The sequence below is a fragment of the Rhodococcus sp. NPDC057135 genome, assembly GCF_042670865.1.
GTDB lineage: Bacteria > Actinomycetota > Actinomycetes > Mycobacteriales > Mycobacteriaceae > Rhodococcus_F.
The window spans coordinates 12,457-27,791 of the sequence record NZ_JBHUUU010000017.1; the positions used below are offsets into that span (position 1 = coordinate 12,457).

Below are 15,335 nucleotides of genomic sequence, written 5' to 3' on the forward strand. Positions count from 1 at the left end.
ATGCGTGTGGTGGTTAGTGCAGGGCGCCGGTGAGTTCATGTACGGCGTCGCCGATTCTGGCTATGGAATCCCGAATCCAAGGAAGGTCGAGTGGAGAGGTTGCGGTCAAAGCTGTGGTCTGTTGCTCGGCTGTGTCGCCGTAGAGGCGACTGGTCGCTAGTCGAATTCTCAGTGCGTGTGGCGACTCTCCGAATGCGCTGGCAGGTATCGAACCGATCCCGTATTTCTCCAAGATTGTTTGCGCGAGCGCATCGCTGTCGTTGATTGCGTGCGTCGTCGAAAGTTCGTGCCGCAACGGTTCGAAGTCCGGGTAGAGGTAACAGGTGGCAGTGATGGGTCGGACCTTGGCGCCTGCGGCGATGAGCTGTTCGGCAACTGCTCGGACTACGGTTTTGTGCAGCCGGTTGCTCGCTTCGATACGCTTGATGACCCCGGGCGGTTCGGCGAAGGCGTATGCCGCTGCGGCCTGGATGGGTGCTGGGGGAGTCGACCAAATCTGGCTCGCGACGGCGAGCAGACGTGTGTGGATGCTGCGACCGACCTTGCTGTCGGGTAGTCGTGCGACGCCTGTGCGCCAGCCGCCAAGGGCTAGATTCTTCGTCAGCCCGGTGGTGATGATCGTGCGTTCCGGCGCGTGACGGGCTGGGGAGGTGACAGCAGCGTTGTCGTAGACGAGATCGCCGTAGATCTCATCGGAGATGATGATTAGATCGAGCTCTCGTGCGATTACTGCGAGTCGACGAAGGATGCCGTCGGATGCGATTGTCCCGGTGGGGTTGTCGGGGACAGTGACGACGATGATTCGTGGGTTTCTGCCTTCTTTGCGAGCCTGGGCGACGGCGTCGCGGAGCTGATCGGGGTCGGGAACGCCCCCGTTTCCCGCAACGATGGGGACTGGCAGCGCCCGTGCCCCGGCGAGTGCCGTCTGGGCTGCATAGGAGACCCAGCTCGGAACGGCGATGATGACGTCGCCGCCGATTGCGAGCATCAAGGCGTAAAGGAGCGATTTCGATCCAGGACCTGCCACCACTAGTTCTGCATCGATCTCCAACCCTCTGCGGGCCCAATAGCCAGCTGCAGCAGATCTGAGGAGTTCGCTTCCGGCGACCGGCCCGTACGAGCCCATAGCCGCTGCATAGGCTAGTTGGAGCGAAAGTTCTGGATGAACGGGTAAACCGATCTCGCCGCTCGCCATCGACAATACGAACTTTCCTTCGCGCGTTCGCCGGGCGAGTAACTCGTCCGCTGCAAGCGTCGGCGACATGGCAACTGGTCGTGCTTGGGACATCAGCGGTCCGATTCCGGCGGGTTCTTTGCGATAATGCTGAACTGTTCGCGCAGTGCGGCTTTGCGCACTTTGCCTGTCAGCGTCTTGGGTAGCGCGGAGAGCACCTCCACTCGGTCGGGGACAAAGGCGGAGGGGTAGCCGGCCTCTAGCAGATGTGTTCGAATCTCGTCCACATTTGGGCCGTAGGTGCTGGCAGGTACCACTGCAGCGACGATGGCCAGACCATTTGCGTCTTTGCCGGTCGGTACTCCGACGAGTGCGGCCTCCACGGCCTTGGGGTGTTCGCCGATCGCTTCTTCGAGCTCTACGAGAGGGGCGATTTCGCCGTCTTTGACGATCGCATCGCGGGTGCGTCCGAGGATGCGGATGCCACCTCTGCCGTCGCTCTGTGCAAGGTCACCGGTATCGAACCATCCCGCGGCGTCGATCTCCTTCTGGAAGTCCTTGTCGCGTTTGAAGTACCCCAGGGCCAGCGACGCACCCTTGACCTGAAGTCTGCCCACCTGGCTGATGTTTCCGTCCGCGCCGGTACTGATGAGTCGGGTTTGCATCGCGTCGATCGGCCGACCATTGCTTTGTGCTGCCCAGCCGACAGGATCTTCGGGGCGGGTCATCGTCACCGGGCCGTTTTCCGAGAGCCCCCACAGTGAATACACGCGCGCGCCCAGTGTTTCTTGGACTCTATGGACGAGCGATGGCAATACGGGTGCTGACCCCACGATGACGTGCCGCAAGGAGTGGGTGTCTCGTTGTCGGGTCAGCTGCGAAAGTGCAACTTCATTGACAGTAGCTGGGGGACCGTAAAGTACTGTGGCACCGTATTTCTCGACGAGATCGAGAAGAAGTTCGTTGCGCCGGAGATCTTGGAAAACGACGGTGCCGCCCACAAGCACGCTGGCCAGCACGCCCTGCGCAAAGCCCGAGTAATGGACGAGTGGCGTGGAGACCGCCGCGATCCAGCTCTCGTCGGCGTCGAATGCGTCGACATACCCGCTGATGGCGGAATGTACTGAGTTCTGGCTGTGTACAACACCCTTCGAGAGTCCAGTCGTGCCCGAGGTGAACAAGACGACGAATGGTTCGTCAGCTGATCGCGCTCGTCCGTCGAGATCTGCGCTGTCTGACTCGTCGGTTGGTTTTTGAAATTGTTCGTGAAAGTCGATGATGTCAGTGGACGAGGAGTGTGCGTCGATCACGACGATGTGGTCGAGGGTGGCAATGTCTCTTCTGAGGGACGATGCAAGTGTCGCCGCGGATGGGGTGGGTAGTCCTGCTGCGGTTACCAATACGTTCGCCTCGGTAAGAGTTAATCGGTGACGAAGCTCGTCTTCCGGGCACACAGGGGCGACAGGGCAGATCACAGCTCCAACTCGAATGCAGGCGAAGATGAGAGGCACCATTTCCCAACGGTTTTGGAGCTGGACTGCAACGACATCGCCAGGGTTGACGCCGAGTCCGACGAGGGCGTGGGCGAAGCGTTCACTAGTTTCGGCCAATTCGGAGTAGTCCAGCGTGTCGGTGCGGGACTGGCCGATTCGCCGCGCTGCAACCGCGAGACGGTTCGGTTGCAGCCGTGCCTGCCGCTGTAGATCGTCGCCGAATGTCTCCTTGCGCCACCATCCACGTGTGTGGAACTCGGTGGTGGACTCCGTGGCGGGGAGCAGGTCTGGTGTGGTGGTCACTGGCGCTCCTTTCTGCGATGTGTCAGCAAGTCGTCGAGCGCCGTCGAAGGCGAGACGGCTGAAAGGTCGAAGAGATCTCTCGTGTTGCGGCGCACTCTCTCTGCAACCCAATCGAATACCCATTGTTTGCGGGCGTCGGCGGGTAGATCGAAGGGGACGACACGAGTGACGGCAAGGGCGGCCGCACCCGCGCCCCCGATGTTCGCGATGACACCAGGCACCAGGAGGACGCCTTCCCGTGCTGCGGCTTCGCGGCCTTCTGTGGTGGAAGCCAAATTGGCGCCCTCGACAACGATCCCTGCACGTAGGCGGGTTACATTTTCCGCTGTCAGAGCGTGCTTCTGGGCAGCGAGAACGAGAAGATCTGCCTCTACGTCGAGCCACGCGTCAAGGTCCGTTGACTGCGTTGTTTCGATTGATAATTGTGATCGGTCGATACGGCCGTGGGCGTCGGTGGCGGCGATCAATTCGGCCGTCGATAGCTCGTTGGCGCTCACTGTCCCCAGGATGTCGGCGACGCCGGTGACGATGTGGCCTTTCGATTCCAGAAATTGGGCGACGGATCGACCGACCGCGCCGAACCCCTGGATGACGACGCGAGCGGGCCCCTTGTGCCCTTTTGCTTCGAGGGCGGTCAGCGCACCGATCGCCACGCCATATCCGGTTACGTCGATGAGAGGTTCGTAGTAGGTCCGCCAGTCGATCGGAATGTCTGGTGCTCCTAGTCGGTATCGAGGATCGTATCCCGCGGATTCGAAGAAGACGGCACGATCTGCAGGTGTGACTCCGAGATCGATTCCGAGGTGAATTCCGCCGTGCAGCAGCGGTTTGACGGTGCGTCCGAAGGTGCGGAATGTAGTTTGACGATCGGTGCCGTCCGAGACGATGCCGCCCTTCGCGCCGCCTATTCGCAGTCCGGCTAGGGTGAATTTGTCGGTCATGTCACGTGCGAGACCGCAGACCTCCTCGTAGTCGACGGTCGTTGTCATCCGGACGCCGCCCATAGCCAGCCCGTCGACCAGTGAGTCGACGACGACCCACCCTTGGAGTGGTTCGTCTGCTCCGTTGAGGTGCACTGAAAATGCGGGCGCGGCCGCGTCCACGATCGTTGTTGTCACTGTTCGACCTCGGCTTCGTTTGCTGATGGGTGTTGTCATTGATAGATCTGCGAAAATCCCCGCAGGATGTTCGTGCCGTCTGTTCGGAATTCCAGATGCGCTTGAGACCCGAAGATGCGCCCGTCTTCTGATCGGAGGAACTCGACTGGGGCGTGTTCGGAGTGACCGATCGACCGAAATCCGGGGGGTGCTTCCTCGAGATACAAGGTGTGGCGGTGGAAGACAGTGACGGTGGCGTCGACATAGGAGAAGAGCGGTTCGTCGGGATCGACTGAGACCGTGTAGCCCCCTACTCGCTGTGGTCCTTCGGCCAAGCGCGCGCCTGCCGCGACGGCGAGTAATTGCATTCCACCGCAGATGCCGAGCACGGGAACGTCGGTGCCGGTGGTGACGAGGTCTACCAGCCGTCGGTAGTGGTCGCGCTCGTATGCTCGTACTTTGGTGCCGCTGAGGACGACTGCTTGAAATTCTCGGTCGAGGTGTCGCGGCACAGAGGTCGCGTCGACGGCGACCGTCTCTGACCCTAGCTCTTCGAGTTTCGCGCGAAGTTGCTTGAGTGACAGAGTTCCGTTGTCGACGACGAGCACGCGGGGCTTACTCATGCGTTCACCTCCGTGTTCGCGACGATGGTGGTTCCGGTTCGTGCGTGCAGTAGGTCCGAAACTGTTGCGCTTCCGAGAGTTACACGATCGACTCCCTGGTCGAGTGCTTCGGTGGCGGCGCGTAGTTTTTTGCGCATTCCGCCCGTTGCCCCCTTGTCGCGGAAGTTGGCTGCGGCCGTTCTGGTGATGTGGTGGACAGCTCGTCCGTCGATGAGGAGGTGAGCGACGTCGGTCACGAGAATGAGATCGCTGGCGCCGATAGCGGCAGCGACTGCGGCTGCGGCGCGGTCTGCGTCGGTGTTGACTTCGATGCCTCGGGTGTTGCGTGCGAGTGGGGTTACCAGGTAGACGTGGCCTGGGCGCACGTCGCGGAGAGGGGAGATGTCGACTCGTTCGATTGGTCCGACTCGGTTGTCCAGTTCGACGAGTTCCTTTCCTCGCCACCACCAGCGTTCGGCTTCGCCGGCGTGTACCAGTCCGTCACTGCCGAGTGCTCGGCTCACGTTCACTCCGCGTCGGCCCAGGCGGTCGCGGACTCCAGCGGCGACTTCGGTACTGACGGTTTTGATGTCGTGGATTACCTCGTCGGTGGTCCATCGGCTTTGATTGCCGTATCGGTCTCGCAGGATCGCTGATTCGGACCGGTGCCTTGGGTCGTGGGAGCGGAGTTGTTTTGACCAGCCGTGCACGAGGACTGCAGGACGATCGTGTGCCAGATCTGCGAGGTCGCCCCACCATTCTTCTGCCAGGTTCGCGAGGCAACTGCCACCGAGCTTGATCACGACGGGGCGTGCCTTGTTGGCTGTGTCGGTCATGCCGGCACCAGCGGCATGGCCTTCAGGCCGGTGCCTTCCGGAAGTGCGAATCTGATATTGGCGGCCTGCACGGCTTGTCCTGCAGCGCCTTTGATCAGATTGTCGAGGGCGGATAGGACGATGATGCGGTCGCCGTCGTCGTCTACCAACACGGTTACGTCGCAATAGTTTGATCCGAGAACTGCCTGGGGGTCTGGCATGGGTATCAATGTTTCGTCATGCCGCCGGACGCGGACGAACTGTTCGCCTTTGTAGAAGCGTAGATAGGCGCGTTGGAGTTCGCGTTGATCGATCGCCGTGTCAGTGAAGGCGTAGGTACTGGTGAGGAGGCCTCGTACGTGTGAGACGCCGTAGGCTGACATGGTGAGGGAATTGATGGTTCCCCCGCCGTTTCGCTTGAGGAATTCTCCGACCTCTGCAGCGTGACGGTGACCGGTTGGTGCGTACGGTGTGATCGCACCGCTGCGGTACGGGTGCAGGTGTGAGGCCCCGTACTGGAGGCCGCCGCCGCTCGATCCGCTCTTGCCGTCGACGACGACGGTGCGTAGTTCGAGGCCCAGGCCGAGTACGAGTGGTGCGAGCCCTAGCGTGAGAGCCGTTGCGTAGCATCCGGGTAGAGATATCAGTGATGCATCGGTGAGACGTTCTCGCACCAGTTCTGGTACCCCGTATACGAAGCGAGCAGTGAGTTCGGGATTCCGTGTGACCTTGGGGTACCACCGGGTGTGGATCTCCGGGCTCGAGATACGGAATGCACCGCTCAGGTCGACGATCACCGGTATGCGATCTCCGTATCGGGCTGCGAGTTCAGCTGACACGGGAGCGGGTGTTGCGAGGAAGAGAACATCGACGCTGCCAACGATGTCATCGGTAATCTGTTGCACGGCAACTCCCGCGTCCACACGCAGGCCTGGGTGTAGTTCGGCGAGACGTTTTCCTGCGGAGGCCGATCCGCCGAGAAACGACAATTCGAAGTCGGGGTGCTCGAGGATCAGCCGTGCGAGTTCGCCACCGGCGATCCCCGAGGCGCCGACTATTCCGGCACGAATCATTGGAGGAGCTCCTGTAAGTAACCGAGTATCGTCGAGGGGACATCCGTGCCGGTCGCCGTAGCGACCGCTCGAAACGCGGGGGCATGGTTGACTTCGTTGACTACGTAGCCGTTCTGGGTTCGGAACAGATCTACGCCGTAAATTCCTTCACCGAGTTCGGAAACGACGCTGTCGACGATCTTCACGAGTTCAGGATCATGGTCGAGGGCACGATTTTCGTTGCCGAGTGCTGCGTTGGACCTCCAGTCCTTACCTGCGCTTGCGAATTCGGCAACGCCGACGAGATCCCTGCCGACCACGAGGCAGCGCACCGAAGTACCTCCGAGGTAGGGTTCGACAAGGCACGCTTGCTCGAACGCATGACCAAGGTCTTCCACGTAGTCGTAGACCGACTGCGCGGAATCCGCGTGACGGATCAAAGTCACCCGCTTACCCATTCCGCCGAAGACCGGCTTGAGTACGACCGGCACTTGCAGTTCGTCCACTGCCTTGGTGAAATCTTTGCGGGACAGTACAAGTCGGTAATCCAGGACCGGAACCTTCGCTCGGTCGAGCAAAGCGCGGAGTGCAGCTTTGTTCTCACAAGTATGGATCGCGTGCGATGTGTTCAAGACCCGGGTTCCGTTCGCCTCTGCCAGGCTCGCGATCAGCCCTCCCCGGGTGTAGCTGCGGCTACGTATGAGCGCTATGTCGAACTTTGCGAGGGCTGGGTTGCCGGGATGCCCCAGGCAGAGGTCTTCATCATTCACCCAGCTCACGCGGAAGCCGAACGATGCGCCTCGCTCGATCAGGCTGCGTTCCTCCCACCCCAATCGGTCGGCGACGATCGCGATGTCGGGCATCACTGACCCCAGTCGCGGAGTTGGACCTCGACCATCTCCAACGTCGGGTGACCGTTTGTTACGCCCTCGACCCGGAGTGTGAGCATGCATTCGGGGCAGACGAGGGTCTCACCTGCGACGATCGGTGGCAGGGTGAGGTCGGTTTCGCATTCCGGGCAGGTGGCGCCGATAGTTGCATTCGTCATGAGGGACTCCATTCATATGCAGTGGGAGGGTTGGTGGGTGTGGCGCACTTTTGGTGGTGGGGTGGGTTCACCCCGTCTGCTCTGACGAGAAGTCCACTGCGGCTTTGCGAATGGAGTCTCGGTCGAGTAGTGCCGCTCGCTTGTCGCTTTGGCGTTCGATCAACCATCGAGTGAATGCATCGATGTCGACAGTGACACCCGAATCGTCGAGGGCCCAGCTGACAAGTCCCGTCGAGATGCGGCTGCGTACTCGGAGTTCTCTTGTATTGCCGACGCTTTCGGGGGGAAGGGTCTCGTAGGCTTGGGGATGGACAAGCTGTCCCAGTAGTTCGTAGGCGAATGCATGTTCTGTGGTCGGGCCCGACTGGAATGCCGTGAGGTCGGCAGCGTCCAGAGTCACCGAGGTCAGCTCGGTCAGGTGGCTGAGGTTGAATCGATGGTCGCCGTGCAGGATCCGTAATGAAGTGAGCACCTCCGCCAGTGGGGCATTGCCGCCGCGTTCACCGATGCCCGCCACCGTGGTTGATATCCATTGTGCTCCAGCACGAATCGCAGCCAGTGAGTTTGCGACTGCGAGGCCGAGCATGTTGTGCGAGTGAATCTCGATCTCCGAACCGTCGATCGCGGCGAGGTTGCGGATGGTCGATTCCATTTGCCAGGGGGACAGGTTCGCGACGGTCTCGGCGAGTCTGAAACGGTCGGCGCCCGCTTCGAAACCTGCTGTGACGTAGGGGATAAGACGTCCGGGGGTTGTTCGAGCGCCATCCTCGCCGCTGAACGTGACGTGAAGTCCGCGGTCTTTAGCTTGTGTGACTGCGGACCGTAGAAGGGTCTGCAGAAATTTGTCGCTGGCTGAACCGAGCTTGAGTTGTGCGTGTTCTGGTGATGTCGGGATGGAGTACATGACGTGGTGCACACCGAGTCGTTGGGCCTCGTCGAGTGCCGTTGAAACCTGTTTGCGGTCACGCACCACGACGAGTGTCATGCTTCGCTGAGGTGTGATCGTCTCGTGGGTGGCGACGATGAGGTCCTCGTCCTTGGATCCGGTTCCCGAGATCATGCCCACTTCTACGAGGCTCACGCCTGTCTTGACCAGGAGGTCGGCGATTCTTGCGGCATCTTCCGGGCGGAACTCGATACCAGCCATGTGTGCGGAGTCCCGAAGAGTTGCATCGGAGATATTTGGTGACGCTCTCGGTGTTGTGCGGTGTTCGATGTCGGCCATGCTTCGCCTCGTGTTCGTCGGCTTCTCTGGTAGTCGATCAAAGTCCTTGCTGGATAACGAAGTTTGCTTCTCGTTTTCGGACGGCGTTGAGATGTGCTGAAAGGAGCATGTCGGAATCTCACGAATGCAACAACCTTTGAATCGTCAGGATTGGAACGACAATTGTGAAGAAACGTCAAGCGAGCCAGGGATTTGTAGTGATTTGCGGTGTTCTCGAGGATTGTGTTCAGAGTGTCGCCGTTGGTGTGCCGCAGTCGTAATCTGAGCCTATGAATCTTCTGACATCAACACGATTGGGCCTTCTCGTACCGCCCGAGAATCCTACTGCTGAACCGGAATTCAACGCTTTGCTCGGCGATCGATTCGGTGTCTATGCGACGCGCTTTCCCGTCACTCCCGATGTGAGGCTGCGTGAGATGCTGAATATCTACAACCGTGTATTACCCGACGTGCTTGCTTCTTTCGGTAATTTGCGATTGGAAGCCGCCGTCGTCGCGTGCAGCGCTTCGCACTATCTTCTGCGTCCGGGTGGGGATCGAGCGGTGTGTGACGAGATGTCGGAGCGTGCAGGGTATCCCGTTCAATCGTGCACGCAAGCCATCTTGTGGGCTCTTGAACGACTGGGTGTGTCTTCTCTTGCGTTGGTCTCTCCCTACGAGCCTTGGCTCACCGAGACGTCCGCCGGTTTCTGGTCACAGGCGGGGTTGAGAGTCGAAGGCGTCGTGTCTGTGCCGGCAACTCCTGAGGGTCTGTACGACCCATATCAGGTCACGACCGATGCGCTTATCGGCGAAGTTCGGAAGGCGCCGATGCCGAAAAGCATTCCTCTACTCTTCACCGGCACCGGTATGGGAACGCTGTCGGCGATGACCGAGATCGCAGCTGAGGGCAACGAACGCATCGTCCTCAGCTCGAATCTCGCCTCTGCCTGGTGGGCTCTACGATTCGCTAATCAGCCCAGTGTGAGAGGGGGGCATCCGTTGATCGCGCGGTTGGAGCGTCAGGCCGTCGACAGGGTCGGCACTGCTGCAGGATTGTGACCCGGTGACAACATCGCCGCTTCTACCTTCGGTCGAAGGGAGTGAGTCGTCTCTTCTTCGCCCATCTCGCTCGCATCTGTCGAGCACCCCTGCAGGCGGCGAATGTCGTCAAGGTACTCGGTCATGGCGTCGCGATTTCGAGCGAGGCAATCAATCCGCCGGTCCAGTTTGTCGCGCTCATGCTCGAGTAGTTCAAGCATCTCGGGGGTCGCATCTCGAAAGTGAATCGTGCGAGGCTTGTCCAAGCACGGCAGAATTTGCTTGATGATGCGGGTCGGCAAACCCGCGTCGAGCAAGCTGCGTATTTGCAGCACACGATCTACGTTGCGCGGATCGTAGTCGCGATACCCGTTTCGCTCACGGTGAGGCAAAATCAGTTGCTGCTCTTCGTAATAGCGCAGTAGCCGGCGTGATGTCCCGGTTTCTTCGGCTAGTTGTCCGATACGCATGTACGTCCCCCTTGACACTCACACTAATGAGAGGGTTTCACCATAGCGTGGTGACTTCAACAACGACACCGACCAGAACGAAATTACCCATCCTTCCGCTGCTCGCCTTGGCAACGGCGACGTTCATCACGAGCCTGACCGAGACACTTCCTGCAGGTGTGTTGCCAGCTTTGGCCCGAGATCTCGGTGTAAGTCCCTCCGCCGCAGGCCAAACCGTCACCGTTTATGCACTCGGAACCTTCCTCACAGCAATACCCCTAACCGCGTTGACCGCGACGTGGAGCCGCCGAACAACATTGGTGCTCGCCATGGCAGGGTTCGCGGTAGCGAACACCGTTACCGCTGTCACAGACGTCTACTTGGTCAGCCTCGCCGCTCGATTCCTCGCCGGCGTAGCCGCCGGTTTGGCTTGGGCCCTTCTGGCTGGATACGCGCGCCGTCTTGCCCCAGGACAGGAAGGCCGCGCCATCGCCGTCGCGATGGTAGGAATACCGATTGCTTTGGCGCTCGGCGTACCGGCAGGCACATTCATCGGCCAGGTTCTCGACTGGCGCATCGCATTCGGGATCATCACCGGGTTGGCGGTAGCGGTGACCGTGTGGATCCTGGTGGGTGTGCCTGACTATCCGGGCGAAACTCAGCGTGGATCAAGGCCACCCATGATCGGAGCACTTCGCGTGCCGGGTGTGTCGCCAGTTCTGCTGGTCACGCTGGTGTTGGTGCTCGGGCACACCGTGCTCTACGCCTACATCGCCGAGTATGTCGCTTGGGCTGGGCTGGGCGACAGCGTCGACGGCGTACTGCTGGCCTTCGGAGTTGCATGCCTGCTGAGTATTTGGGCAGTCGGACGCTATATCGACAGTCGGCTACGGGTGGTATCTCTGGCTTGTGCCGCACTGATCAGCGTTGCGTTCATCATTCTGATCGGCGGTGATTCGCTGCCGGCGCTCTTCGTGTGGATTGGCGCGCTCGCATGGGGGTTGGGTTGGGGAGGTACGCCGACGGTTCTGCAAACGGCGGCTGCCAAGGCAGGTGCCGTCGACTCACCTGCCAGCGCCGACGCAGCGCAAGCAATGCTGGTCACCCTCTGGAACGGGGCAATGGCCGCAGGTGGGCTGGCCGGAGGGGTAGCTTTGAGTACTTGGGGTGCACGATCGTTGCCTGTGGTGGGCGCAATTTTGGCCATCGCCTCACTGATCATCGTTTTCGGCGCTCGACGTTACGCATTCCCCGCTCAGAATGGCGCATCGCAATCGAATTGAGTTCGTTTCTCCGCGGTCATGCCGGCCCACCACTTCCATCCACCGGCATGACTGTCTGGGGTTTTGTTCGGGATGATTCGAATTTCTCACCAGGGTAACGAGAGCAAGAGGTACGACCCGCCCAGGTATTGCCATTGTGGAGAGTCCACAGCGCCACTAGCATCGAGTTCTGGTTCACCCTTCTTTCGGCAGACGTCGACCGTTGTCCATGCCCGAGGTGAATTGTCGAGTGCCCGAAGCGTTATTGAACGATCGGTGGGGTTCATGGTTGTTCCGAGTGCGGGCTGGGGGACGGAGAAACGAAGTGGCGACCAGGGAAGAAATGCCGGAATAGACTTTGCCAGTACACGTTTGGCAATTCTCTCTGTCGACGCTGAGGCCGTCGTTGACAATGAATGCACACTCCGTCGTGCGGGCCATCGAGTAGAACTGGTCGGATCGGCCCGGGCAGCCTTCGAAAGTCTTGCCTTCGCGGACTTGATGCTGTTGAAACTGAATCTGCGAGACATGGATCCATACGAGTTTTGTCGAGTCGTGAGGCTACGATCGAACATCCCGATCGTAGCCATGGCAACAACAGATGACGAGTTGGATCGTGTTCTTGCTCTTCAAGCAGGAGCTGACGACTGTGTGGCCGACTCATGCAGCTTCTATGAGATTTCGGCGCGTGTCGACGCGTTCGCACGGCGGCGGGGATACGCGCAGGCAGTCGCCGAGCCGTCAGATGATCTGGTCGAATACTTCGGCCTGACGTTGCACCGTGGAACACGAGAAGTGATATGCGACGGGCAGGACGTCGACGTCACCGACACGGAGTATCGACTGCTGGCTCTGTTGATCGAAAGGGCCCCCTCAGTGGCAACCCGAGAACAGATCATGCGTGACGTATGGGGCACTCAGTGGCACGGGGAATCGCGAACTATCGATACCCACGTCAGCAGTATCCGGGCGAAACTAGGCTCCCGCTCGTGGGTACTGTCGGTTCGCGGCGTCGGATACCGGATGGGTGCGCCGGACTCACGGCCGAGTATGAGCTTCCCTGCCTGAGCGGTCCGCATAATACGGTAGCCTTCTTGTGATATGGCCGAAATTCGTTCCAGCCCAAGTGATTCCGGATGGTCATGCAGCAAGACCGTTGTTCTGATTGGTGCCTGCTCGTCACCGAAGACCCACGTGCCGAGGATGGTTTGCATTCCAGAGTGACTCTTCCGGCGCGGCTGGGTAGCCCCGGAGGTGGGCAACGTGCGCTGGACGCGTGTGGTCACTAGAGGCACTCGTGTGTCTCGTAAAACCCCGCTGTGCGCAATCCTTCGCATCGGGCACTCGGATAACACCCGCGTAGGGACCGCTTAGTCGTGGTGGGAACCGAAGTGTGTCCACAGATCAACCGCGTGGGTGGTACGAGACCTTCGATCATTTACTCGACATCGGGTTTTCTGCTCCGTTCTCGATTTCGCACATCGACTCGAAGACCCGAATCGGTGGCAGGGGTTCGTTGTACTTTTCGATTTGAACGAGGGCACTGTGAGCACTGGGTCCCTGCGCGAGCCGCGACGTCCCTCGATCGGCTGTCAGAACATTCGGGTTCCCGTGGACATCGAGGCCTCCGGGAGCGATCGGGTCGTACCATGCCCCGGTCGACAGCCGAACGACAGACCGGCGAAGTGTTTCCGTCAACTGTGCGCCCGCGAGAACCTGACCTCGCTCGTTGTACACGCGAACAATGTCGCCGTCGGCGATACCGCGCTCGACCGCGTCCGTTGTATTGATTTGGATAGGTTCTCGCTCGCGGATCTTTCCTGCGCGTGAATGCGATCCGTTGTCGAACTGCGAGTGCAGGCGTCTCTCCGGTTGGCCGGACAGAAGATGGAACGGATAGTCGCGTTGCGCCGTTGATCCCAGCCATTCACGAGGTTCGAACCATGTCGGGTGTCCGCGGCAATCATCGTATCCGAAGGAATCGATCGTCTCGGAAAAGATCTCGACCAGGCCAGACGGCGTCGCGAGCGGGTTCGCCTCGGGACTCTCCCGCAGGAGACGCAGAGGCCCTGGAGGCGTTGGAATCGACGGCGCTGGAATGACTCCGCGGCGGCATAATTCGTCCCAGTCGGGGATCGGGAAACCCGACTCTGCGGAGCGCTTCCGAGTCCTTCGATACAGCTCTTGGACCCATTCGTCCGCGGTGCGGTTTTCGGTGAACTCTCCATCGAACCCGAGTCGCCTCGCTATTGCGCTGAAGATTTCGTAGTCGGTGCGCACGCCGGGTGGCGGTTCTGCAGCCTTGACGATCGCGGATATGTGGTCGTCGGCGCCGGCGGCAAAATCGTTTCGTTCCAGCCAGGTCGCTGCAGGTAGGACTATATCTGCATGTCGTGCAAGTGCATTGGCGAAGTGTTCGTGAACGACGATCGTCTCGGGTGACTGCCACGCATGAACGAGTCGGTTGAGATCTTGGTGGTGGTGAAACGGATTGCCTCCGGCCCAGTAGATCAGCCTCGTGTCGGGAAATGTGTACCTCCCACCGTCGTAGTCGAACGTGCCGCCCGGCTTCTCGAGCATGTCGGTGATTCGAGCAACGGGGATAAACGAGTCGATCGGCCGAACACCCTGATCGAAGGACGCGGGCTTGAATCCGTTCTGTGGTACTCCGACTTGGTGCAGTGCGCCCAACGCGCATCCGAAACCGCCGCCGGGAAGCCCGAGATTTCCTGTCAGTGCGGCCAGCGTCAGTGCCATCCAGGGCGCTTGCTCGCCGTGATCTGCTCGTTGCAACGAGTACGAAGTGGTGAAAACCGTTCTCCGGCCGACGATCTTTCGCGCCAGGTCGGCGATGGTTGTTGCCGCGATGCCTGAGATTCTCCCCGCCCACTTCGGGGTCTTGGGTATGCCGTCGCTGTGTCCGAGCAAGTACGCCTCGAACTGAGGCCATCCCGCGGTGTGAGCATCGAGGAATTCCCGGTCATGATTGCCGGAGACAACCAGCTCGTACGCCAGGGCCATCATGACTGCTACGTCGCTGCCGGGGATCAAGGGAAGCCATTCTGCCTCGAGCCCCGGGTGCGCGTCGCCCGAGGCGGGAGAGATCAATATGAATTCTGCTCCCGCGCGGCGGGCGGTCAACTGGTCCTCGAGATTGCGATGGACACCTATTCCTCCGCCGTTCACGGAGCTGTTGTGCGCCGCCATTCCGCCGAAGGCGACAACGAGACTGCGATGCCGCGCCACTTCTTCCCATGTTGGATTCGATGCGAGGACCCCTGCGTATCCTCCGGCGACTCGACGGAGAATGACCTGCATCGCGGCGGATGAGTAGGACTCCACCGACGCGGTGTATCCGCCGGCGAGATTGAGAAAGCGATGGATCTGCGATTGCGGGTGGTGGAATCGTCCGGCAGACCCCCATCCGTAGGAGCCGCCGAAGATCGCGACGTTCCCGTATTCGGCACGTACCCTTGAAATTTCGTTGGCAACCAGTTCGGTAGCAGTGTCCCAGCTGACTGGTACGTATGGGTCGTTTCCGCGCGCGGCGAGACCGCGCCGTGTATCTCCGGGCCCGTGTCGGAGGTAGCTCCGGCGAACCAGCGGTCTTGTCAGGCGCGACGGCGCGGCGAGTGTGGACGGCACCCCCAACCCGATCGAAGACGGATCGCCGTCGATCGGGTTGGGGCGCAGTCCGAAGATCTGGTTGCCATCGGACCGCGCAAGATATGTACCGAAGTGGCCGGCGGTGGGAACTTCGGTGATTGCGGGCGAATCAGTCTCAGTCATTTCGAGT

Annotated in this window: 14 protein-coding genes; 3 read left to right on the forward strand and 11 right to left on the reverse strand. The window is 60.3% G+C overall.

Annotated elements, in window-relative coordinates; translation table 11 throughout:
• Positions 1-13: 13 nt before the first annotated feature.
• The 9 genes from ACFT1A_RS26110 to ACFT1A_RS26150 all read right to left on the reverse strand — a co-directional run bounded on the left by ACFT1A_RS26110 (position 14) and on the right by ACFT1A_RS26150 (position 8,809).
• Positions 14-1,288 carry a pyridoxal phosphate-dependent aminotransferase gene (locus tag ACFT1A_RS26110; protein WP_378449346.1) on the reverse strand — a complete coding sequence of 425 codons (1,275 nt, stop codon included), beginning with the start codon at positions 1,286-1,288 and terminating at the stop codon, positions 14-16.
• On the reverse strand, positions 1,288-2,970 hold the full coding sequence (locus ACFT1A_RS26115) for an AMP-binding protein (RefSeq protein ID WP_378449347.1): 1,683 nt from the start codon (positions 2,968-2,970) through the stop codon (positions 1,288-1,290). Before ACFT1A_RS26115 ends, ACFT1A_RS26110 begins: the two co-directional genes overlap by 1 nt.
• On the reverse strand, positions 2,967-4,088 hold the full coding sequence (locus ACFT1A_RS26120; protein WP_378449348.1) for a Glu/Leu/Phe/Val dehydrogenase dimerization domain-containing protein: 1,122 nt from the start codon (positions 4,086-4,088) through the stop codon (positions 2,967-2,969). Before ACFT1A_RS26120 ends, ACFT1A_RS26115 begins: the two co-directional genes overlap by 4 nt.
• 35 nt (positions 4,089-4,123) lie before the next feature.
• Complete coding sequence (locus ACFT1A_RS26125; protein ID WP_378449349.1) at positions 4,124-4,690, reverse strand: type 1 glutamine amidotransferase; 567 nt, start codon at positions 4,688-4,690, stop codon at positions 4,124-4,126.
• Positions 4,687-5,505 carry a hypothetical protein gene (locus tag ACFT1A_RS26130; RefSeq protein WP_378449350.1) on the reverse strand — a complete coding sequence of 273 codons (819 nt, stop codon included), beginning with the start codon at positions 5,503-5,505 and terminating at the stop codon, positions 4,687-4,689. The genes ACFT1A_RS26125 and ACFT1A_RS26130 overlap by 4 nt, the downstream gene beginning before the upstream one ends.
• Positions 5,502-6,557 (reverse strand): N-acetyl-gamma-glutamyl-phosphate reductase, encoded by a 1,056-nt coding sequence (gene argC / locus ACFT1A_RS26135; RefSeq protein WP_378449351.1) that lies wholly within the window; start codon positions 6,555-6,557, stop codon positions 5,502-5,504. Before argC ends, ACFT1A_RS26130 begins: the two co-directional genes overlap by 4 nt.
• A complete protein-coding gene (locus ACFT1A_RS26140) occupies positions 6,554-7,399 on the reverse strand; it encodes a RimK family alpha-L-glutamate ligase (protein ID WP_378449352.1) in 846 nt (281 codons plus the stop codon). The genes argC and ACFT1A_RS26140 overlap by 4 nt, the downstream gene beginning before the upstream one ends.
• Positions 7,399-7,584 carry a hypothetical protein gene (locus ACFT1A_RS26145; RefSeq protein WP_378449353.1) on the reverse strand — a complete coding sequence of 62 codons (186 nt, stop codon included), beginning with the start codon at positions 7,582-7,584 and terminating at the stop codon, positions 7,399-7,401. Before ACFT1A_RS26145 ends, ACFT1A_RS26140 begins: the two co-directional genes overlap by 1 nt.
• A gap of 67 nt (positions 7,585-7,651) precedes the next feature.
• Positions 7,652-8,809, reverse strand: coding sequence for a hypothetical protein (locus tag ACFT1A_RS26150; RefSeq protein WP_378449354.1), 1,158 nt, complete (start codon positions 8,807-8,809; stop codon positions 7,652-7,654).
• Positions 8,810-9,078: 269 nt separating this feature from the next.
• On the opposite strand from ACFT1A_RS26150, the gene ACFT1A_RS26155 reads away from it, so the two are divergent.
• A complete protein-coding gene (locus ACFT1A_RS26155; protein ID WP_378449355.1) occupies positions 9,079-9,849 on the forward strand; it encodes a hypothetical protein in 771 nt (256 codons plus the stop codon).
• On the opposite strand, the gene ACFT1A_RS26160 is transcribed toward ACFT1A_RS26155, so the two are convergent.
• Positions 9,810-10,298: a MerR family transcriptional regulator gene (locus ACFT1A_RS26160; RefSeq protein ID WP_378449356.1), complete on the reverse strand. Its 489-nt coding sequence runs from the start codon at positions 10,296-10,298 to the stop codon at positions 9,810-9,812. The two genes, ACFT1A_RS26155 and ACFT1A_RS26160, sit on opposite strands and share 40 nt — an antisense overlap.
• A gap of 50 nt (positions 10,299-10,348) precedes the next feature.
• On the opposite strand from ACFT1A_RS26160, the gene ACFT1A_RS26165 reads away from it, so the two are divergent.
• Together ACFT1A_RS26165 and ACFT1A_RS26170 are read left to right on the forward strand one after the other, a co-directional pair.
• A complete protein-coding gene (locus ACFT1A_RS26165; protein ID WP_378449357.1) occupies positions 10,349-11,560 on the forward strand; it encodes an MFS transporter in 1,212 nt (403 codons plus the stop codon).
• 264 nt (positions 11,561-11,824) lie between these two features.
• Complete coding sequence (locus ACFT1A_RS26170) at positions 11,825-12,607, forward strand: response regulator transcription factor (protein ID WP_378449358.1); 783 nt, start codon at positions 11,825-11,827, stop codon at positions 12,605-12,607.
• A gap of 366 nt (positions 12,608-12,973) precedes the next feature.
• On the opposite strand, the gene ACFT1A_RS26175 is transcribed toward ACFT1A_RS26170, so the two are convergent.
• Positions 12,974-15,328, reverse strand: a complete 2,355-nt coding sequence (locus ACFT1A_RS26175; RefSeq protein WP_378449359.1) for a molybdopterin-dependent oxidoreductase — start codon at positions 15,326-15,328, stop codon at positions 12,974-12,976.
• Between the last annotated feature and the right edge of the window lie 7 nt (positions 15,329-15,335).